General features: G+C 55.2%; 20 protein-coding genes. 12 read left to right on the top strand and 8 right to left on the bottom strand.

The annotated features are described in order from the left end of the window. Positions 1–143: 143 nt before the first annotated feature. Positions 144–1325 carry a glycine betaine/L-proline ABC transporter permease ProW gene (gene proW, locus GZ59_RS16945; RefSeq protein ID WP_011095008.1) on the bottom strand — a complete coding sequence of 394 codons (1182 nt, stop codon included), beginning with the start codon at positions 1323–1325 and terminating at the stop codon, positions 144–146. Beyond that, positions 1318–2520 (bottom strand): glycine betaine/L-proline ABC transporter ATP-binding protein ProV, encoded by a 1203-nt coding sequence (gene proV, locus GZ59_RS16940; RefSeq protein ID WP_011095007.1) that lies wholly within the window; start codon positions 2518–2520, stop codon positions 1318–1320. The genes proW and proV overlap by 8 nt, the downstream gene beginning before the upstream one ends. A 669-nt stretch (positions 2521–3189) precedes the next feature. Between proV and GZ59_RS16935 the strand changes: the two genes are divergently transcribed. Next, on the top strand, positions 3190–3582 hold the full coding sequence (locus GZ59_RS16935; protein ID WP_011095006.1) for a VOC family protein: 393 nt from the start codon (positions 3190–3192) through the stop codon (positions 3580–3582). Between the two features lie 46 nt (positions 3583–3628). Here the strand turns inward: GZ59_RS16935 and hpxZ are convergent, their stop codons facing one another. The 4 genes from hpxZ to GZ59_RS16915 are packed head-to-tail and all read right to left on the bottom strand — an operon-like array spanning position 3629 to position 7349. Next, entirely contained in the window at positions 3629–4015 is a 387-nt protein-coding gene (gene hpxZ / locus GZ59_RS16930; protein ID WP_011095005.1) for an oxalurate catabolism protein HpxZ, read from the bottom strand. 43 nt (positions 4016–4058) lie between these two features. Next, entirely contained in the window at positions 4059–5549 is a 1491-nt protein-coding gene (locus GZ59_RS16925; protein ID WP_011095004.1) for an AtzE family amidohydrolase, read from the bottom strand. Next, positions 5546–5737, bottom strand: a complete 192-nt coding sequence (gene hpxX / locus GZ59_RS16920; RefSeq protein ID WP_011095003.1) for an oxalurate catabolism protein HpxX — start codon at positions 5735–5737, stop codon at positions 5546–5548. Before hpxX ends, GZ59_RS16925 begins: the two co-directional genes overlap by 4 nt. A 25-nt stretch (positions 5738–5762) precedes the next feature. Further along, a complete protein-coding gene (locus tag GZ59_RS16915; RefSeq protein WP_011095002.1) occupies positions 5763–7349 on the bottom strand; it encodes a gamma-glutamyltransferase family protein in 1587 nt (528 codons plus the stop codon). A 196-nt stretch (positions 7350–7545) separates the two neighbouring features. Here GZ59_RS16915 and GZ59_RS16910 point away from each other — a divergent pair, with 196 nt between their 5' ends. From GZ59_RS16910 to hpxK, 7 genes are all read left to right on the top strand, one after another. Further along, entirely contained in the window at positions 7546–8385 is an 840-nt protein-coding gene (locus GZ59_RS16910) for a MurR/RpiR family transcriptional regulator (protein ID WP_039295203.1), read from the top strand. A gap of 608 nt (positions 8386–8993) precedes the next feature. After that, complete coding sequence (locus tag GZ59_RS16905) at positions 8994–9800, top strand: transporter substrate-binding domain-containing protein (protein ID WP_080708295.1); 807 nt, start codon at positions 8994–8996, stop codon at positions 9798–9800. 12 nt (positions 9801–9812) lie between these two features. Then, a complete protein-coding gene (locus GZ59_RS16900) occupies positions 9813–10481 on the top strand; it encodes an amino acid ABC transporter permease (protein WP_039293321.1) in 669 nt (222 codons plus the stop codon). After that, on the top strand, positions 10478–11131 hold the full coding sequence (locus GZ59_RS16895) for an amino acid ABC transporter permease (RefSeq protein ID WP_011094998.1): 654 nt from the start codon (positions 10478–10480) through the stop codon (positions 11129–11131). Before GZ59_RS16900 ends, GZ59_RS16895 begins: the two co-directional genes overlap by 4 nt. After that, positions 11112–11855 (top strand): amino acid ABC transporter ATP-binding protein, encoded by a 744-nt coding sequence (locus GZ59_RS16890; protein WP_039293319.1) that lies wholly within the window; start codon positions 11112–11114, stop codon positions 11853–11855. The genes GZ59_RS16895 and GZ59_RS16890 overlap by 20 nt, the downstream gene beginning before the upstream one ends. 46 nt (positions 11856–11901) lie before the next feature. Next, positions 11902–13146, top strand: a complete 1245-nt coding sequence (locus GZ59_RS16885) for a pyridoxal-phosphate-dependent aminotransferase family protein (RefSeq protein WP_039293317.1) — start codon at positions 11902–11904, stop codon at positions 13144–13146. Beyond that, positions 13143–14405: an allantoate amidohydrolase gene (gene hpxK / locus GZ59_RS16880; RefSeq protein WP_039293315.1), complete on the top strand. Its 1263-nt coding sequence runs from the start codon at positions 13143–13145 to the stop codon at positions 14403–14405. The genes GZ59_RS16885 and hpxK overlap by 4 nt, the downstream gene beginning before the upstream one ends. A gap of 42 nt (positions 14406–14447) precedes the next feature. Here the strand turns inward: hpxK and GZ59_RS16875 are convergent, their stop codons facing one another. Both GZ59_RS16875 and GZ59_RS16870 read right to left on the bottom strand, forming a co-directional pair. Then, the gene (locus tag GZ59_RS16875; RefSeq protein WP_011094994.1) at positions 14448–15215 is read right to left on the bottom strand and encodes an amidohydrolase; all 768 of its coding nucleotides are present in this window, start codon (positions 15213–15215) and stop codon (positions 14448–14450) included. Next, entirely contained in the window at positions 15203–16360 is a 1158-nt protein-coding gene (locus GZ59_RS16870) for a pyridoxal phosphate-dependent aminotransferase (RefSeq protein ID WP_011094993.1), read from the bottom strand. Before GZ59_RS16870 ends, GZ59_RS16875 begins: the two co-directional genes overlap by 13 nt. Positions 16361–16540: 180 nt before the next feature. Here GZ59_RS16870 and GZ59_RS16865 point away from each other — a divergent pair, with 180 nt between their 5' ends. The 4 genes from GZ59_RS16865 to GZ59_RS16850 all read left to right on the top strand — a co-directional run bounded on the left by GZ59_RS16865 (position 16541) and on the right by GZ59_RS16850 (position 20996). Further along, positions 16541–17158, top strand: coding sequence for a methylthioribulose 1-phosphate dehydratase (locus GZ59_RS16865; RefSeq protein WP_011094992.1), 618 nt, complete (start codon positions 16541–16543; stop codon positions 17156–17158). Next, positions 17155–17844 carry an acireductone synthase gene (gene mtnC, locus GZ59_RS16860; protein ID WP_011094991.1) on the top strand — a complete coding sequence of 230 codons (690 nt, stop codon included), beginning with the start codon at positions 17155–17157 and terminating at the stop codon, positions 17842–17844. The genes GZ59_RS16865 and mtnC overlap by 4 nt, the downstream gene beginning before the upstream one ends. Beyond that, entirely contained in the window at positions 17841–18386 is a 546-nt protein-coding gene (locus GZ59_RS16855; protein ID WP_011094990.1) for a 1,2-dihydroxy-3-keto-5-methylthiopentene dioxygenase, read from the top strand. The genes mtnC and GZ59_RS16855 overlap by 4 nt, the downstream gene beginning before the upstream one ends. 582 nt (positions 18387–18968) lie before the next feature. Further along, positions 18969–20996, top strand: coding sequence for a type VI secretion system Vgr family protein (locus GZ59_RS16850; RefSeq protein ID WP_039293313.1), 2028 nt, complete (start codon positions 18969–18971; stop codon positions 20994–20996).

Below are 20996 nucleotides of genomic sequence, written 5' to 3'. Positions count from 1 at the left end.
CGGGATGCCTTCCCTTGCCGCCTGCCTGAAACTCGAATTATTTAGGGTAAATGGTAAGTGTGGCTAATAAAATTAACGTGTGGATAAAACGAGTAGTGAATGTCGCCGCTTGTCTGACGTATGCCAGACAAGCGAGACGAGTGTTACTGCTTGATGAAAGGACGGGTCAGCAGGCCGATTGGGCCGCTGGCGTACCAGCTTTTATTGCCCTTGCTGCGACGATCGCGCCCCAGAGACTGGGTAAGACGGTCAAGAATAATGGCCAGAATAACAATCCCGACACCACCGACGGCAGCCAGACCCATATCCAGACGGCCAATCCCGCGCAGCACCATCTGACCCAGACCGCCCACGGCGATCATCGAGGCGATAACCACCATCGACAGCGCCAACATCAGCGTCTGGTTAACACCGGCCATGATGGTCGGCATGGCCAGCGGGAGCTGAACCTTAAACAGCATCTGGCGCGGGCTGGCACCGAATGATTCAGCGGCTTCAACCAGATCGGCGGGCACCTGACGAATACCCAGAATCGTTAAGCGAATAATCGGTGGCAGGGCGAAGATAATCGTTACCACGACACCCGGCACGTTACCTATACCGAACAGCATGACGATAGGCACCAGATAGACGAACGCCGGCGTGGTCTGCATGGCATCGAGCAGTGGCCGGATAAACTTCGCGGCTCGTTCGCTACGCGCCAGCCAGATCCCCATGGGGAGCCCGATGAGCACGCAGAAGAACAGCGCGGTCAGCACCAGCGCTAACGTAATCATGGCCTGTGACCAGGCACCAATTGCACCAATCGCAATCAGAGACAGTAGGGTTGCTACGCCCATGCCGAGGCTGGACATCTGCCAGGCAATCAGTGAAAACACCAGAATGGCAATCGGCGCAGGCATTCCCAGCAGAAACTGTTGGAAGCCGCCCAGAATAAAATCGACCGGCACGCGAATGCCCTGGAAGATCGGTCTGAAGTGCAGCACAACCCAGTCGATACCGTGGGTGACCCAGCTGTCCAGCGGAATCAGCGTATCCTTAAACGGATCGAGCAGATTGAAATGCTCGGGTGTCGCAGGAGCCGCGCTGTTTAACCAGTCACTGCCGGATTGCGCAGCTTGATGAGCGGCATCGGTGGAGCCATCGGGAGCTGGCGTGCTGCTCCAAGCATCGCTGCCGTTAGCCGGTGCATCCTGAGTGGGTGCGCCGGTAGACCACGGATCGCTTTGCGCGGCGCTATTACCCTGCTCAGGCGTTGCGTTTTGGTCGGCAGGCTGATTTTGTGCCGTGGTGTTGTCCCACGGATTTGATGTTGATTTACTCATTGGTCACTCCTTCCTTATCCAGTGCCTGAAGCAGCATTCCTTTGGAAATGATGCCAATGTACTCATTGTTTTCGCCGACAACAGGAACGGCACAGGGAGCCTGTGCGACCTGAGAAATCAGCTCGTTGAGTGACATATCTGCGGGCACGGGAGCAGGTTCGGGCAGTAACGCCTGTTCCAGCGGCTGCTGTTCTTTCAGCGCCTGCTTTAGTGAATCAATAGACACGATGCCAATGAAGCGTTTCCCACCTTCCAGTACGTAGCCGTAATCACGGTCTTCGTCCTGAAGGATTTTCAGCGCGGAACGCGGTCCTACGCCGGGGGTTTTACGAATTAAGGTAACTGGGCGACGACGCGCGATATCTTTGGCGCTAAACACGTGGCTGATATCGACACCGCGGAAAAAGGTGCGCACATAGTCATTGGCTGGGTTATTCAGGATCTCATCGGGCGTACCGACCTGAATCACTTCACCGCCGTGCATGATGGCAATCCGGTCACCGATGCGCATCGCTTCATCCAGATCGTGCGAGATAAAGACGATAGTGCGTTGATGACGGGACTGGAGTTTGACTAACTCATCCTGCATTTCAGTACGGATTAGCGGATCGAGTGCGGAGAATGCCTCATCCATCAATAGGATATCGGGGTCATTCGCTAACGCACGCGCCAGACCGACACGCTGCCGCATCCCGCCAGACAGCTCATCCGGGTAAGATGCCGCGTAGGCTTCAAGGCCGACCTGCTGCAAGGCATCCAGCGCTTTTTGCTCGCGTTCCACTTTCGGTACGCCAGCCAGCTCCATACCAAATGCGGTATTGTTGAGGATATTCAGATGCGGCATGAGCGCAAAGGATTGGAACACCATACTGATTTTCTTACGACGCACGTCGCGCAGCGCGGTATCAGATATCTTGGAGATATCCTCACCGTCGATCAGTACCTGACCCCGAGTGGGTTCGATCAGACGATTGAGAAGGCGTACCATGGTTGATTTGCCGGAACCGGATAATCCCATGATGACAAATATCTCGCCTTCTTCAATGGCCAGACTGGCATCTTTTACCCCGACAGTAAGCCCTGTTTTTTCAAATACCTGATCTTTGCTCAGGCCTTTATCAATCAGTTTAAATGCTCTGTCTGGGTGCTCGCCAAATATCTTATAAAGATTCTTTACTTCAAGTTTAATTGCCATGAAATTATTGTTTTCCTGTGCCGTTTATAATTCTATAACGCAACCCTGATAATGATTAAACATAATCTACCCTACCATACTCAGATTCTGAGACAACCCTTTATTGCCTTCGAATAGCCTCTCGCTAGGCCAATATTAGCAATGGCGGTAACGTGATTATCGCTACGTTATCTTCATGATTTACGTGATCTTTATGGTTTTTGGTCTGAATGATAATTCTTTTTATAACAGTACGTTATCTGTCAGTTTTTACGTATTGGATTCGTGAGTGATATAACCTTTTCTGATTGTGAATAAATCACTTTTTATAGTGAATTTCACTAATCGAATAATATGGTAAATAAATCACAATTTTTGGCTTATAGACACTAGAATAGGCCGACGCAGGTACATTTTTTACTTATGATATCTGTCGGTATTTTATACAGTATAGCAAAGATATAATGGGTAAAATGATTGTGTTAATTACCACCAATAAATAGGAGTGTTCTGAATAATATATTCTTCATTTTTTCAGAGTAATAAAGTCGAGATGATGTGCCAATTTGGTGAGATGCTTCATGCGCTATCGTGGATTTGTATTTTGCCGATCGCGATCGCGTTATCCAGATAAAGTATAGGGTTATGATGGTTAAATATTATCCATAACGACTATCGAAAGAGGCCATCGTGTTAGATCACCTGAGCATCCCGGTACGGGATATTGCCCGTAGCCGACAATTCTATGCAGCGGCGCTTGAACCATTGGGCTACAGACTGATTAAGGACATGTCGTTTGCCGTCAGTTTTGCGGTGACGGAAGGATATGGACAGTCAAGCGATCCCGCTGGCGAATTCTGGATTTATCAGTCAAAGGGCGAACCTTGTCCGGCGGTGCACTTTGCTTTCAGCGCCGCCTCGCGAGAGCGTGTGGATGCTTTTTTTGCTGCCGCTATTGCGGTGGGTGGCATAGATAATGGGCCACCGGGGCTGCGTCCTAATTACCATCAGGATTATTACGCCGCATTCGTGCGCGACCCCGATGGATACAACATTGAAGCGGTATATCACCGCCAGCCTTGACGATCCGGATGTGGTGAGATGTAGCGATAGGGGAAATGCCCCTTTGTCATTCGCTCATCAGGCTGACGTGTGCGGCGACAATACGCCAGCCTTCGGGCATTTTTACCCAGGTTTGCATTTGGCGGCCAATCTTCGTGCTGCCTGTGCGGGTAAACTCGGTGCTGGCGACGGCCATATCATGACCGTAGGTCGTGATGACCGTATTACGCAGGGCTCTGTCCAGACCAGCAGAGGGACGAGCGAGGCGAAAGGCGCGGATTTCCTCGATCCCGTACAGATTCTCTCCCGCACCGTAGCGCACCGTTTTTTCATCGTGCCAGAACAACTCATCTAGCACCGCAACGTCGTTACCGGTTAAGGCTTTTTCGTAGCGATAGAACGCGGCAGTCACATCGGCCAGCACATCCGCTTGGTTGACATCATCAGGCAACATATTTTCTTTCCTCTTAGGGTATATACCCTAAATAATTCGAGTTTCAGGCAGGCGGCAAGGGAAGGAATCCCGATGAGCTTACACTGGTAAGTGATTCGGGTGACTGAGTGCAGCCAACGCACATGCAACTTGAAGTATGACGGGTATACGTTATGCCCTGCTGCTCAAGCGCCCACGCCGTCCGCAGACAAAGATCCTCACGCCACGGTGCGGCAATAATCTGAATACCGATTGGCAGGCCGCTGGCGGTTGCCACTGGCACCGTCACGACGGGTAGCCCGACGAAAGAGATCGGCTGTGTCAGCATACCCATGCTGGCGCGGACGGGCAGGTCAGTATCATTAATACGCATGGTTTCCTGCCCAATGAGTGTGGCGGAGCAGGGCGTCGCAGGGGCAATCAGCAGGTCGGTGTGTTCAAACAACGCCAGCGTCTGTTGACGAAAATAGTTACGGAAGCGCTGGGCTTGCACATACCAGACGGCGGGGATCATCGCCCCAGCCAGCAGCCGCTCGCGTGACAGTGGCTCAAAACGCTCAGACTGAGTGCGTAAGTCGGGCAAATACTGATTTCCTCCTTCACTGGCCGACAGAATAAAGGCGGCGCTGCGTGCCAGTGCGGCGTCGGTTAACGTCAGGCAGTCCTGCGCGCCCAGCGCCTGTGCGATCTGGTAGACGGCGGTTTTTGCCTCCTCGCTGCTCCACGTGGAAAAATAGCCATCAAGCACGGCATAGCGTAGTCCATCGCTGCCTGCTTCCAGCTGTTGGGCAGTATGCTGCGTTTCTCGCTCGGCCTGAAAACGATCGTGCTTGTCGCGACCTTGTAGTGCATCGAACACCAGTGCTAGATCGTCTGCGCTACGGGCTAACGGGCCAATGTGGTCGAGGCTGGCGACAAACGGGTGGCTACCGTGGCGTGATAAACGGCCAAATGTCGGCTTCAGCCCAAAAATGCCGCATAGCGACGACGGCACGCGGATCGAGCCATTCGTGTCGCTGCCCAATGTGAAGTTAACCAGCCCTGCGGCGACGGCTGCTGCCGATCCTCCAGACGATCCGCCGGCAATACGCTGCGTGTCGAGCGGGTTACGCGTGGGGCCATAATGGCTGTTCTCGGTGGTAAAGCCGTAGGCATAGGCATCCATATTCAACATGCCGGACAGCAGCGCACCCTGACTGGCAAGCTGACGGGTGGCAAAGGCATCTTGCGTAGCGGGCGGTTTCTGGCTGAAAAGCTCGGCACCCGCCAGAGTGGTTTCGCCGCTGACATCAAACAGGTTCTTTACGGCATAAGGCACACCGGCCAGCGCGGGTAAGGTTTCCCCACGTTGACGGCATGCGTCGATACGCTCTGCTTCTGCCAACATGCGTTTGCTGGTGACATGGGTATAAGCATTAATCGTGGGATTGGTCTGTTCAATCGCGGCTAGTGCCTGCTGTGCAAGCTCTTTGGCGGAGAACGTTCCAGCCTGCAAGCCTTGCTGAATCTGCCGGATAGATAATGATGAGGACTCGCGATTAGCATATAAACTCATAGCGTATAAACGCCAGCAATGTCCTGATGCTCATCAAGGGGGAACTCCATCAACGGCTGTGCCATGGCGTGGATGCGGCTGAATTGCACCAACAGTTCCTGACGCCGTTCCTGGCTGAGTTGCAGTGATAGCAGTGTTTCCATCTGCTGTAGATACGCTGTCACCGCGTCTTGTTCGATCATCGTCATTCTGTTTTCTCCCGGTTAAATAAGACTAGAAGCCTGCCGCGCTGCCGTTGCTGCGTGGATCGAAAGCGCCTTCCAACATGCCGTTGGTGTGGCGCACGATGGCACCTGCATGGCCGACGGTTTCGCTAAAGCTGCTCAACAGCTCGACGTCGTGCCCTAGCTGACGCAGCGCATCTACGGTGGCGGGTTTAAAGCGATCTTCGATCTTCAGGGTATCGGAGGATTGTCCCCACGTGCGGCCCAGCAGCCAGCGTGGAGCGGTAATCGCCTGTTGCAGCGGCAGCCCTTGCTGGACGTGACGGATAAAGATGGCCGCCTGCGTCTGTGGTTGTCCGTCTCCGCCCATTGAGCCGTAGACCATCGTGCGTCCGTCGGATAAACGTGCAGCGGCGGGGTTTAAGGTATGAAAAGGCTGTTTGCCCGGTTCTAACGCCAACAGGTGCGCCGGATCGAGGCTGAACGAGGCACCGCGGTTCTGCCAAAGCACGCCGGTTCCCGGTAGCACAACACCGCTGCCGAACTCGTGGTAAATACTTTGAATGAAAGAGACGCACAGGCCGCTGCTGTCGCATACGCCCATCCAAACGGTGTCGCCGGGGCCTTTGCCTTCTCCCCACGATGCGGCTTTTCGGGTATCGACCTGCCGAGCGAGCGCACCAAGCGCATCGTTTTCCAGCAGCGCCTGAATATTTTGTGTCATCAGTTTGGGATCGGTAATGAAGCGGTCACGCAGGCCAAACGCCAGTTTGGTCGATTCGACAATGCGATGGATTGTCTGACTATCGCTCAGATCTTCCATTTCTAAATGATCGGTCAGGCCGAGGATCGCGAGGGACACCAGACCCTGCGTTGGCGGCGCGAGGTTATAGATATCGCCTTTACTGTGTTTTAGCACCAGCGGCGTTGTTCGCTTGGCGCGGTAGCTCGCCAGATCGTCAGCCGTCAGCGGCATCCCGAGCTGCGCCATCTGTGCCGACAGCTGGGCGGCGACGGAGCCGCGATAAAAGCTGTCCAGCCCTTCAATGCTCAGCGTCGTTAAGGTCTCGGCTAAGTCAGGCTGCGTGAAACGGCTGCCCGCACGCGGGATATATCCCTGCGGCATGAAGAGTTGGCTAAAGGCTGGGAAATCGGTCAATTCGTGGTAGCGCTGGGTCAGCGCATCTTCCTGCGATTGCGTGACGGGAATCCCGTCCGCCGCATAGCGAATGGCATCGGACAGCAAACGAGCGAGCGGTAGCGGCTCTCCTCCCAGTTCTTGAGAGAATGCCAACGCTTCCTGCCAGCCGCCGACGGTGCCCGCGACCGTCAGCGCCGCCTTCGGGCCTCGATGTGGAATACGGCTTTCACCCCGATACAACTCGCGACAGGCCAGCGACCCCGCAGCCCCGCTGGCATCAATGGCAATAGGTTCGCCGCGTGGCGGCACAATCAGCCAGAAACCGTCGCCGCCGATCCCGTTCATATGTGGGTACACCACGGCAATGGTTGCCGCCGCCGCGACCATGGCTTCAATGGCGTTGCCGCCTTCGCGCAGAACAGCCAATGCGCTGGCGCTGGCTAAATGATGAGGTGCCACCGCCATGCCTAGCGGGGCGGTATTACTTTGCATCATTTCGATATTCCTTTTTTTAATATTGTGTAGGGTGAGTGTTATTAACCTTAGCTATAAGCAAACGGCGTTCCAGTTTTTCGGTGCGATGGGAAGTCCGTATGCGTGCTGGAAGGTGTATCTGTATCATCCTGACAATCCTGTGCTATGTTCTGCGCAATGAAACAAACGTTACAGCACGCGCAATGGATGAGAGATGATGATGCAAATCGATGAACGATTACGGGATCGCTATAGCGAGCTTTCACCGCAGGAACAGCGCGTCGCGAATTTCATCTTCGATCACTTTGACGATCTGATTAGCTACAACAGCGCCGAGCTAGCGCGGCTGAGCGGTGCTTCAAAAGCGACCGTCAGCCGCTTGTTCAAACGACTGGGCTACCCCAGCTACCGTGACATGCGCGATGAGCTCAGAACGTTGCGCCAGAGCGGGATGCCGCTGGCGGATAATCGTGATGCAGTGCAGGGGAATACGCTGCTGGCGCGGCATTACAAACAGGAAATGGCGAACCTGACGCAGTGGATAAACCAGATTGACCCCGTACAGTTTGGTGCCGTGATTCAGGCGCTGATGCAGGCGCAGCGCCTGTGTTTGATTGGGCTACGCAACAGCTATCCGGTCGCGCTGCACCTGCGCCAACAACTGCTTCAGATTCGCCAACAGGTCACGCTGCTGACGCAACCGGGGCAGACGCTATCCGAAGAACTAGTCGATCTCACCGCGCAGGATGTCGTGATTGTGGTGGCCTTTCGCCGCCGTCCACGCCTGATTCAGCCGCTGCTGGCTCAGTTGCAAAAACGCGGTGTGCCCGTGCTACTGCTATGCGAACCCCAAGTCAGTGCGCTGGTACCGCTGGCAACCTGGTCGCTGTGTGTTCCGCTGGACAGCGTATCAGCGTTTGACAGCTATTCGTCTGCCATGAGTTTGGTGAATGTGATCAGCAATGCGTTATTGCATGAAATGCTGCGCGATGGACGCCAACGCATCCATCAGATCGCGGATCTTTATGGTGAACTGGATGAGTTAGAGCAACGCTAATGGTGCGTTAGTGTGGTGCTGTTGCACTTTAATGGTGCGAATTAATTGGTGTTCTTATCTGTCATATGGCTTGTTTCTGGCGTGATAGCTCTGGATTATTTTTGTGACGCAGCGCTGTGGATTGTTTCTCGTTGTTATCTGTTCATAGGCGTAAAAAATTATGATGAGAAACGTGGGGCATCCCGAATGAGCAGCATGGACGCTGCGAAAGCCTGTGCCGCGTCGGGAGCGCGTCACAGGCGGTTCGACAGGATGACACGCGTTTCGAATGTACCGCGCAGCGGCATAATTCACGCCGAAAGCCAGGGTTCGTAGGGCTGCGGCGATTGAGCAGCCCTACGTCGGGCGTGGTGCATGAGTTGCATAAATTATCTCTCTGCAATCACGCACGAAATTTTTCACAGATATTGCATATCCATAATCATATTCATAGCTATCCCATGTTTTAGAAAAACTCTCTGACTCCTTATGGTGTTTTCTCATAACCAACAGCACAAAAAGCGTAAATGGAATCTGGCATGCTCCTTGCTTAGTATCTGTAACGATAGTTTCAGTATTTGTTTTTAAAGAATCTTTCGTTTCAATTACACTAACCGGGGGCAGAGACGATGTTGATCAATAAACTGAGCATCAAAAAAGGGTTACTGGCGGTGATGGGCGCGGCAATGTTACTGGTTCAGGCCGGTAGCGTGATGGCCGATCAGTTGCAGGATATCGAGAAGCGCGGTGTGCTGCGTGTCGCTGTGCCGCAGGATTTTCCTCCGTTTGGATCGGTGGGCACGGATCTGCAACCGCAAGGTTATGACATCGATATTGCACGCTATCTGGCGAAAGAGATGAAACTAACGTTGCAACTGGTTCCGGTAACCAGCGCCAACCGCGTGCCGTATCTGCAAACCAACAAGGTCGATCTGGTGATTTCTAGCTTGGGCAAAAATGCCGAGCGTGAAAAAGTGATCGATTTCAGCCGTGCTTATGCGCCGTTCTTTTTAGGTGTATTCGGACCGAAAGACAGCGCGTTAGCCTCGTCAGAAGCGCTGGAAGGGAAGAGCATTGGCGTCACACGCGGTGCGGTAGAAGATATGGTACTGACGGAGACGGCACCGAAGGCCGCACAAATTAAGCGCTACGAAGATAACAACACCACGCTGTCGGCGTATCTGTCAGGACAGGTGGAGTTTGTCGCCACGGGCAATCTGGTTGTTGCCGCTATCGCCGAGCAGAATCCGACTAAAGCCCCTGTCGCGAAGTTTATGCTGAAAGATTCGCCGTGCTACATCGGGCTGAGGAAAGACGAGCCCGCACTGAAAGCAAAAGTCGATGCGCTGATCGAACAAGCGCTGAAAGACGATACGCTCAATAGCCTATCGGAAAAATGGCTGAAAGCGCCATTGCCAGCCAGCATCAAAGCGTAACAGGAGCACGCCATGACCTATCAGCTTAATTTTTCCGCGCTGTTGCCGTTCTGGCCTGAGCTGCTGGCGGGGCTGTGGGTCACCATTGAGCTTACAGTAATGGCAACCCTCGGCGGCATCGCCATCGGCATCTGTGGTGCGGCCTTGCGTAGCGGCAAGCCAAGCTTGCTGAGCCGGCTGTGGGGGATCTACGTCGAGCTGATTCGCAATACGCCGTTTGTGGTTCAGCTGTTCTTTATCGTCTTCGGCTTGCCGAGTCTGGGTTGGAAGCTGACGGCCGGGGAGGCTGCGCTGTTAGCGATGTTGATTAATCTTGGTGCGTACAGCACTGAGATTATTCGCGCGGGAATTCAGGTGACGCCAAAAGGTCAGTGGGAAGCCGCTCGCGTGCTGGGACTGACGCGGATGCAAACTTTTCTGCGCGTGATTTTGCCACCAGCTCTCCAACGGATTTATCCGGCGCTGGTCAGCCAATGCATCATCGTCATGTTGGGATCGTCGGTGGTGTCGCAGGTTTCCTACGAGGAACTGACCTTTGCCGCTAACCTGATTCAGTCCCGTACGTTTCTGAGCTTTGAAGTGTATCTGGCGACCACGCTGTGTTACCTCGTGCTGTCGGTTCTGATGCGGCAACTCTTACTGCTGGCGGGTCGGCGTTTCTTAGGGAATCAGCAATCATGACATTTACCGACTGGGATATTGTGCGCAACTTGTTGCTGGCGGCGCGTTGGACGTTGCTATTGTCGCTGACGGCCTTCATCGGCGGTGCGCTGGTGACGTTTCCGCTCATGTTGTTGCGGCTGACCAAACGCAAATGGGCGACGCGCTTTGTCCATCTGTATTCCGAGTTATTTCAGGGCACGCCGCTGCTGATGCAGCTGTTTCTCGCGTTTTTCGGGCTGGCGCTGTTCGGTATTGATGTGAGCCCGTGGACGGCGGCGGCACTGGCGCTGACGCTATTTACCAGCGCTTTTCTGGTGGATATCTGGTGTGGCAGCGTAGAAGCGTTACCGAAAGGGCAGTGGGAAGCGTCGCGCTGTCTTGGACTGGATTTCGGTCAGACGCTCTATCGGGTGATTGCACCGCAGGCGATGCGTATCGCTATTGCGCCTACCGTTGGGTTTTCCGTGCAGGTGATTAAAGGCACTGCGCTGGCGTCAATTATCGGGTTTATCGAACTGACTAAAGCGGGAACCATGTTGAATAACGTGACCTATCAGCCGTTTAAAGTGTTCGGATTGGTGGCGTTGGGCTATTTCCTGATGTGCTATCCGCTCTCTTACTACAGCCGCTATCTGGAGAAGAAATTCAATGCCGCTCATCACCATTAATCAGGTTCAAAAATATTACGGCCAGAACCATGTCCTGAAAGGGGTGGATCTGGATATCGAAATGGGTGAGGTCATTTCGATCATCGGGCGCAGCGGCTCCGGTAAGAGCACGCTACTGCGCTGCATAAATGGTCTGGAAGGTTATCAGGACGGCAGCATCAAGCTAGGCGGGATGACGGTCACCGACAGGGATTCGCAGGCGCGAGAAATTAGCCGCTCGGTCGGGATGGTGTTCCAGAATTTCAATCTGTTTCCGCATATGACGGCGCTGGAAAACGTAATGCTGGCACCGCGTCGCGTGCTGGGTAAAAGCGCGGCGGAGTGTCAGGCGTTAGGTGAACAGATGCTCAATAAAGTCGGGCTAGGCGAACGTATTCATTATTATCCCGCCAATCTGTCGGGTGGTCAGCAGCAGCGTGTCGCGATTGCCCGTGCATTGGCGATGAGTCCGAAAGTCCTGCTGTGTGACGAAATTACGTCGGCACTCGATCCTGAATTAGTCGGCGAAGTGTTGAAGGTGCTGGAACAGCTTGCCGCAGAAGGCATGACGCTGATTCTGGTCACGCATGAAATGAATTTTGCCCGCGAAGTGGGCGACCGCGTGGTGTTTATGCATCAGGGCACAGTTTGGGAGCAGGGCGACAGTAAAACGCTGTTCGCTAACCCGCAGACCCGCGAGTTGAAACAGTTTATCGCCTCGGTCCGAGGATTATCGGAAGCGTAATGCTTTTCGAGTGTGTAGGTCGAAACAAAAGTCTGGAGCAATAACCATGAGCAGCGAACTGTACGCGCAAATTAACCCTCCTCATCGCTTACTGATGGGGCCGGGGCCGATCAACGCCGATCCGCGCGTATTACGGGCAATGGCCAGCCAACTGGTTGGTCAGTATGACCCCGCGATGACCCATTATATGAATCAGGTCATGGAACTCTATCGCCAGCTTTTCCGCACGGAGAACCGCTGGACGATGCTGGTGGACGGCACCTCGCGTGCCGGCATCGAAGCGATTCTGCTGTCGGCAATCCGCCCTGGCGATAAGGTGTTGGTACCGGTGTTTGGTCGTTTTGGTCATTTGCTGTGTGAGATTGCCCGCCGCTGTCGTGCCGAGGTTCATACCATTGAAGTGCCGTGGGGTGAGGTGTTCTCGCCTGACCAGATCGAAGATGCGATCAAAACGGTGCGCCCGCGTCTCTTGCTGACGGTGCAGGGCGATACGTCGACCACCATGTTGCAGCCGCTGGAGGCGCTGGGCGAGATTTGCCGCCGCCACGGCGTGCTGTTCTATACCGATGCGACGGCGTCTTTCGGCGGTAATCCGCTGGAAACCGATAAATGGGGTTTGGATGCCGTTTCCGCTGGATTGCAGAAGTGTCTGGGCGGGCCGTCTGGTAGTTCGCCGATCACGCTCAGTCCGCAAATGGAAGCGGTGATCCGCCGCCGTAAATGCGTCGAGCAGGGGATCAGAACCGACGCGCATCAGGACGGTGACGACGAGATGATCTATTCCAACTATTTCGATCTGGGCATGGTGATGGATTACTGGGGGCCGGAGCGCCTGAATCACCATACCGAAGCGACAAGCATGTTGTTTGCTGCACGCGAGTGCGCGCGGGTGATCCTCGAAGAAGGGCTGGATCGCAGCATTGTCCGCCATGCGCTACATGGTAATGCGCTGGTGGCAGGGATTCAGGGTATGGGGCTGGAAACCTTTGGCGATCTTAGCCACAAAATGAATAACGTACTGGGCGTGGTGATTCCTGACGGCGTTCACGGCGAGCAGGTTCGTAAGCTACTGTTGGAAGACTTTGCTATTGAGATCGGCACTTCGTTTGGCCCGCTTCAGGGCAAAATCTGGCGTATTGGCACCATGGGTTACAACGCACGTAAAGACTGCGTGATGCAAACGTTAACTGCACTGGAGGCGGTGCTGAACCGTCTTGGCTTCCGCACCGTGCAGGGCGAGGCTATGCAGGCCGCCTGGAACAGCTATGCGGCGAACGAGGAGCGTGCATGAGTGAACCTCTACTGTCACCTGCTGTTGCACAGGCTGCCGCTGAACTGATTATGTCGCGCTGCGATGCGCTGGCTGAAATGAGCGAAACGCCCGGTCAACTAACTCGCGTCTACCTGTCGCTGGAACACCTGCGTGCCAATATGCAGGTGGGGGAGTGGATGCGCGAAGCCGGAATGAACGTCTGGCAGGACAGCGTGGGCAATATTTGTGGTCGTTATGACGGGCTGACGCCGGATGCACCGGCGCTGCTACTGGGCTCGCATCTGGATACGGTGCGCAATGCCGGACGCTACGACGGCATGCTGGGCGTATTAACGGCGATTGAAGTGGTACGCACGTTTCATCAGCAGGGAATCCGGTTGCCCGTGGCGCTGGAAATCGTCGGCTTCGGCGATGAGGAAGGTACGCGTTTTGGCATTACCCTGCTGGGAAGCCGAGGCTTGACGGGCACCTGGCCGGAAAACTGGCTGGAATGTCAGGATGCAGAAGGCACCAGCGTGGCGCAGGCATTGACCATTGCGGGGCTGGATCCGCTACAGGTGGCACAGGCTGCGCGCCCGGTCAGTGACATCGTCGCCTATCTGGAATTGCATATCGAACAGGGGCCGTGTCTGGAACAGCAGGAGCTGGCGCTAGGTGTGGTTACGGCAATCAACGGGGCGCGGCGACTCAACTGCACGTTCCTCGGCCTGGCAGGGCATGCCGGAACGGTGCCGATGACGCAGCGGCAGGATGCGCTGGCAGCGGCGGCCGACTGGATGGCGCAGGCTGAACGGGTGACGCGGGAAAGCGATCCCCATCTGGTCGCTACATTTGGCACGTTGCAATGCTTACCTGGCGCGGCGAACGTGATCCCCGGTGAAGTGAAGATGACGTTGGATATTCGCGGGCCGGAGGATGCACCACTGGATGCGTTGCTACAAAAACTCCTGACGCTAGCACAGGCTATCGCGCACCAGCGCGGCTGCCAGTTCAGCGCCGAAGAGTATTATCGTATTGCAGCAACCCGCTGCGATCCCGCGTTGCAGTCGGCATTAAACGAGGCGGTGGCGCAGGTACAGGGGAAAACGCTGATGCTGCCGAGCGGTGCGGGGCATGATGCCATCGCGATTGCCGAGCGCTGGCCGGTGGCGATGCTTTTTGTCCGCTGTCGCGGCGGTATCAGCCATCATCCCGACGAATCGGTTATCACGGCGGATGTGGCGCTGGCACTACAGGCGCTCTATCAGATGGTGTTTCATCACGCATCAGCACGGTAACGCCCACCGCAACTATCACCTCACCGACGACGGCGGCAGTTGTTACAGCGTAAACCGATCTGCATCACGCCACGCGGGGAAGGATTCCCGGTAGCTCTGCAGTGCTTCCAGCGACAGTTCGGCGTCCAGTTGGGCAGGCTGGTTGGGGGCGGCAGAGGCCAGAATTTCCCCTTGAGCGTTAATAATCAGGCTATCGCCACGGTAGCTGTGGCCGTTGCCGTCGGTGCCAACGCGGTTGCAGCCTGCAACGTAGGCCTGATTCTCAATGGCGCGCGCGGCCAGCAGTGTTTGCCAGTGCGCTGCACGCGGTGCAGGCCAGTTGGCGACATACAGTGCCAGATCGTAATCCTGTCGATTGCGCGACCATACTGGGAAACGTAGGTCGTAGCAGATCATCGGGCAGATGCGCCAGCCGCGCCACTCAAGGGTGACTCGCTCCGTTCCTGCCTGATAGTGGTGGTGTTCATCCGCCATGCGGAACAGGTGGCGTTTATCGTAGTGATACACGTGGCCGTGCGGATCGACCAGCAGGAAACGGTTCACTGCACCTTTCGGCGTGTTCACCGCGACGCTACCGCCGATCAGCGCGTTGGTCTTTTGCGCCCACTGGTGTAACCACGCCTCGACGACCGACTGATCCAAACTACCTTTGGCCGCTTCCATCGCAAAGCCGGTGGTGAACATCTCCGGTAACACAATGACATCACGCTCGTTCATCTCCGCCAATAACGTATCGAAGTGGCGTAGATTCGCTTCCCCATCACGCCAGACGAGTGGCTGTTGCAGCAATGAAATCTTTAAAGTTGACATAAACGCTCCGCCGCGGCATCCAACGTTGCTTCCTGTTTAGCAAAGCATAGTCGAATCAACGTATGTGGGAACGGATCGGCGCAAAAGACGGAGAGCGGGATAGCGGCGACACCAACGTGCTCAGTCAGCCAGCGGCAGAAGCTGACATCGTCCAGATCGGAAATCGCCCGATAGTCCGCCAGCAGGAAGTAGGTACCTTCGCAGGGCAGAATCTCGAAACGGCTGCCTGCCAGCGCATTGATGAAGCGATCGCGGCGTGCGCGGTAAAAATCGGGCAGTTCGCGCCAGTGTTGCGGTTGTTCGCGCAGCATATCGGCGATAGCGAACTGAGCGGGCGTGTTCACGGAGAACGTCAGATATTGGTGAACCTTACGGACCTCCGCGCTCAATGCCGCTGGTGCGACGCAGTAGCCGACTTTCCAACCGGTCATGTGGAAGGTTTTGCCAAACGAGGAAACGGCGATAGCGCGTTGACGCAGCGACGGGTGTGCCAGCACGCTGGCGTGCCCTTCATTATCAAAGCAGATATGCTCGTAGACTTCATCACTCAATACGAAAATATTGCGCGCGGCAATCGCCTGCCATAGCTGCTCAAAATCGGTTTTCTGCCAGACGGTGGCGGACGGATTGTGCGGCGTGTTCAGAATCACCAACCGAGTGCGATCGCTCAGCAAGTCGGTAAAAGATGACCAATCCACGCGAAATGCGGGTGGCTGCAAGGCGATGCGTTTGAGTACGCCGCCAGCCAACGTAACGGCAGGCGCGTAGCTGTCATAGCTGGGATCGAAACAAATCACTTCGTCGCCGGGGCGTACCAGTGCGGCAATAGCGGCAAACAGCGCTTCGGTTGCACCCGCCGTGACGGTGACTTCACTATCCGCATCCGGTCGCCAGCCGTACAGTGCTTCCGTTTTCTCGGCAATGGCCTGACGCAGTGGCGAGACGCCGGTCATCGGCGCGTATTGGTTGGCGCCCTGACTGACGTGATACGCCAGCCGCTGCTGTAAATAATCCGGGCCGTCAAAATCAGGGAAACCTTGTGATAGATTGATGGCCTGATGCTGTTGGGCCAGTGCGCTCATCTGGGTAAAAATGGTGGTGCCCAGCGAAGGCAGTTTACTGTCGGGGATCAGAGCGGCGCTCATAGCGGATAGGACTCCTGCAAGCCTGTATTGCTTGGTAATATAACATGCTGTTAGTATTTGGCAATCAAGACGCTTGGACGTTTAAATGGCTAAATGCCTTTGCGTGCTAAGACATAATGAAAAGATCTAAACCTTGCAACTGTATGCTTTGAAACAGAAAGACCAAAAACGGGAAGCCTCATGACTGAAAATCAACAATTGACGGCGCTGGTTGCGGCCTGCCACTGGATCGGCGAGAAAGGCTGGTGTCCGGCGACGGGCGGCAATATGTCCGTGCGGCTGGATGACGCGCAGTGTCTGATTACCGAATCGGGTAAAGACAAAGGCAGCCTTCAGACAGAGGATTTCCTGCTGGTGGATATTGCCACTAACCATGTGCCGAGTGGCCGTACGCCGTCGGCGGAAACGGGGCTGCACACGCTGCTGTATCGCCGCGAACCGACTATTGGCGCTGTGCTGCATACGCACTCGGTGAACGCGACGGTGCTGTCCCGGGTGGAGAAAGGCGCTGAGCTGGTGCTGCACGGCTACGAAATGCAAAAGTCGTTGGCGGGGCAGACAACTCATTTGGATCGTGTGGTGATCCCGATTTTCGATAACGATCAGGATATTCCAGCGCTAGCGCAGCGAGTAACGGAGTTCGCTAGCCACACGCCGCTACGCTACGGTTTTCTGGTGCGCGGCCACGGTCTTTACTGCTGGGGTGCGACGGTGAAAGAAGCGCGTCGTCATCTAGAAGGGTTAGAGTTCTTGTTCCAGTGTGAATTGCAGCGTCGACTGCTGGAGGCTAAAGCATGATTAAGGCGATAGTCACTGATATTGAAGGCACCACCAGCGACATCCGTTTTGTTCACAGCGTGCTGTTTCCTTATGCTCGCGAGCGACTGGCCGATACGGTGCGACAGCACGACAGCGATCCTGAGATCGCACAGGTGCTGAACGCGCTGCGTCAGGAGTTAGCTCAGCCTGATGCAGATAGCGATACACTGATTGCCGCGCTGAATCAGTTTATGGATGAAGACCGTAAATCCACGTCGCTGAAGTTGCTGCAGGGCATTATCTGGCGTGCGGGCTACCGTAACGGCGATTTTCAGGGGCATCTGTATCCTGAAGTAGCGGCACAGCTCGCCGCGTGGCAGCAGCAAGGCCTGCACCTGTATGTTTACTCATCGGGTTCGGTGGAAGCGCAGCGGTTGCTGTTTGGTTACAGCAACGCGGGCGATCTGCGCCCGCTGTTCAGCGACTATTTTGATACCCGCGTCGGCGCGAAGCGGGAGACTGATTCTTATCGCACGATTGCACAAGCCATCGGGTTGCCTGCTGAGCAACTGTTGTTCCTATCGGACATTCGTCAGGAGCTGGATGCCGCGCAGGAAGCCGGTTGGCACACCTGTCAGCTTATTCGTGATGACGCGGATAGCGTAAGCCGTCACCGTCAGGCGGCTCGTTTTGACCAGATCGACTTACCGGAGTACGCCCAATGAGTGGATTAACCATTTTTAGCGACAGTGATGCAAGCCAGCCGATTTGGCAAAGCCAGGATGCCGATGCGATTCAGAAACAGCTGAACGATATCGGTGTGCGTTTTGAGCGCTGGGAAGCCAGTCAAAAACTGAGCGACGCGCCGTCCTCCGAGGAAGTGCTGGCGGTGTATCAGCATGAAATCGATAAGCTGGTGGCAGAAAAAGGTTACCAAAGCTGGGATGTGATCAGCATGCGTTCGGACAATCCGCAGTGTGCGGAGCTGCGCACCAAGTTTTTATCCGAGCATATCCATCACGAAGATGAAGTGCGCTTTTTCGTGGAAGGCGCGGGACTATTCTGCCTGCATCTGAACGGCAAGATTTACCAGATTCTGTGTGAGAAGAACGATTTGTTGTCTGTACCGGCAGGTACGGCACACTGGTTTGATATGGGGCCAGAGCCGCATTTCACTGCCATCCGCCTGTTCGATAACCCGGAAGGCTGGATCGCCCATTTTACCGGCGATAAGATCGCGGATGTATATCCGAAGTTGGAGTGTTAGCGCGTAGGGGGCTATGCCCTTATTCCATGAATAAAAATGGTTTATACCCTAAATAATTCGAGTTGCAGGAAGGCGGCAAGAGAGAGAATCCCGATGAGCTTACTCAGGTAAGTGATTCGGGTGAATGAACGTAGCCAACGCACATGCGGCTTGAAGTATGACGGGTTTATCAATAGGTTGAGAACAGGGCGAATGCCCTGTTCTCATATGATGATTGAGTCTTTTTGATTCGCTATCTAATTTATTCAAAATGATATTATTTTAATATTAATCAATGTGTTTACTTGGTTTTAGGCCTTTTTTTGCGCGATTAGCACTATGAACATCTTGTTATCCTTTATGCGTATTTTCTTAAAAGGAATAGCGTCAAGGATGCCACATGGAACATTTTCATCACTCTTCACACCGCCTCAACCCTGCGACCTTCTTGTTTCCCACGACGTGAACATACCGAATCGCTGCTCGATTTAAATGCTCTGCGCTTTTCACCTGCGTGGCATTTTTGCTCATGTGGCGTTTAGCCAGGATGGCGCATGCGGTAGCCGTGGCGGCAGAGCGAGAATAAAAATAAGGAGAAAGCCGATGGCAAACAGTACAGGATTACAGTTCACCGTAAAGGTTGGCGCGCTGGAGGCAGGCACCTTTGCGGTGGTGGATTTCAGGCTGGATGAGGGGTTGAACCGGCCTTTCAGCCTGTCACTGAGTCTGGCGAGCGCGTTGCCGGATGTGGATTTCGGCGCGGTGCTGGATCAGCCGTGCGAGCTGATGATTTGGTATGAAGGTGAACTGAAGCGTCGTGTCAGCGGCATTATCAGTGGGTTCACGCAGGGCGATACCGGATTCCGGCGCACGCGCTATCAGGCGGAAGTGCGTCCGGCGCTGTGGCGGCTGGGGCTGCGTACCAACGCCCGCATTTTTCAGGCGCAGAAGCCGGACGCGATTATCGGCGCGTTGCTGGAAGAGGCGGGTATTACCGACTACGCCTTTGCACTGCGCCATGAGCACGCGGTGCGGGAATACTGCGTGCAGTATCGGGAAAGCGACCTGGCCTTTATCACCCGTCTGGCGGCGGAAGAGGGATTGTACTTCTTCCACGAGTACGAGGAAGGTAAGCATCGGGTAGTGTTTGCCGACGATGCGGGGGCGCTGACCAAAGGGTCGGCGCTGTTCTTCAATCTGGCCACGCAGGGGCTGAGTGAAGGTGAATATGTCCGGCGTTTCCACTACGCGGAGCGGGTGAGCACCGCCGAAGTCGAGCTGAAAGACTACAGCTTCAAGACACCGGCTTACGGCCTGTCGCACAAGAAGATGAGCGGCGAGCTGGCACACCAGCGTGAAAGCTATCAGCATTACGACTATCCGGGGCGCTACAAACAAGACCCGAGCGGCAAGGCGTTCAGCGACTATCGTCTGGATGCGCTACGGTCAGGCGCAGTAACCAGCGAAGGGGAATCCAACTGCGCGGGGCTGATGCCGGGTAATACCTTTACCCTGACGGAGCACCCGAATGCGGCGCTGAATGCGGTGTGGCAGACGGTGAGCGTGACGCACGTCGGGCAGCAGCCGCAGGCGCTGGAAGAGGAAAGCGGCGGCGAACCGACGACCATGAGCAACAGTTTTGCCGTGGTGAAAGGCACGACGACGTGGCGTGCTGCCATGCCCTACAAACCGATGGTGGACGGCCCGCAAATCGCCACCGTCGTCGGCCCAACGGGGGAAGAAATCTACTGCGACCCGTATGGTCGGGTAAAACTGCAATTCCCGTGGGATCGCTACGGCGCGAGTAACGACCAGAGTTCCTGCTGGGTGCGGGTCAGTCAGGGCTGGGCGGGCGGTCAGTACGGCATGATTGCCATCCCGCGTATCGGCCATGAAGTGATCGTCAGCTTCCTTGAAGGCGATCCGGACCAGCCGATTGTCACGGGGCGTACTTTCCACGCCACTAATCCCTCGCCGTATCCGCTGCCTGCCAATAAGACACGAACCGTGCTGCGCACGAAGACGCATCAGGGAGAAGGATTTAATGAATTGCGCTTCGAGGATCAGGCCGGTCAGGAGGAGGTTTATATTCACGGGCAGAAAGATCTCAAGGCGCTCGTTGAGAACGATGTGGTCTGGCACATCAAACATGATGCCCACACGGAGATTGATAATGAGCGAGTCACCCGCGTTAAAGCCAACGATCACCTGGCGGTGGAGGACGAGAAACGTGACCACGTGAAAGGAGCTCTCTCGTTGACCGTTGATGCGTCGATGCATCAGAAACTGGGGCAGGCTTTGCTGGTCGAGGCGGGTGAGGAAGTGCATGTAAAAGCGGGGGCTAAGGTGGTTCTTGAAGCGGGCGCGGAGCTGACGCTGAAAGTCGGAGGAAGCTTCGTGAAGATCGATCCCAGCGGCGTGACGCTGGTCGGCCCCAGCATCAAGATGAATTCAGGCGGCAGCCCGGGTTGTGGCTCTGGTTGGGCAGGCCAACTGCCCTCATTACCAGGAACGGTTGAGGTGATTGCGCCGCCCCAACTGCCCAAAATACCACCCCTTGAAAAACCGGTCTGTATTCCCTGTCTGCTGCGTGCCATGGCGCAGGGCGATGCGTTAATACAGGGAGAATAA

The organism is Pectobacterium atrosepticum, from assembly GCF_000740965.1.
GTDB lineage: Bacteria > Pseudomonadota > Gammaproteobacteria > Enterobacterales > Enterobacteriaceae > Pectobacterium > Pectobacterium atrosepticum.
Note: the sequence above shows the minus strand (reverse complement) of the source record. Positions and strands in the feature narration are given on the sequence as shown.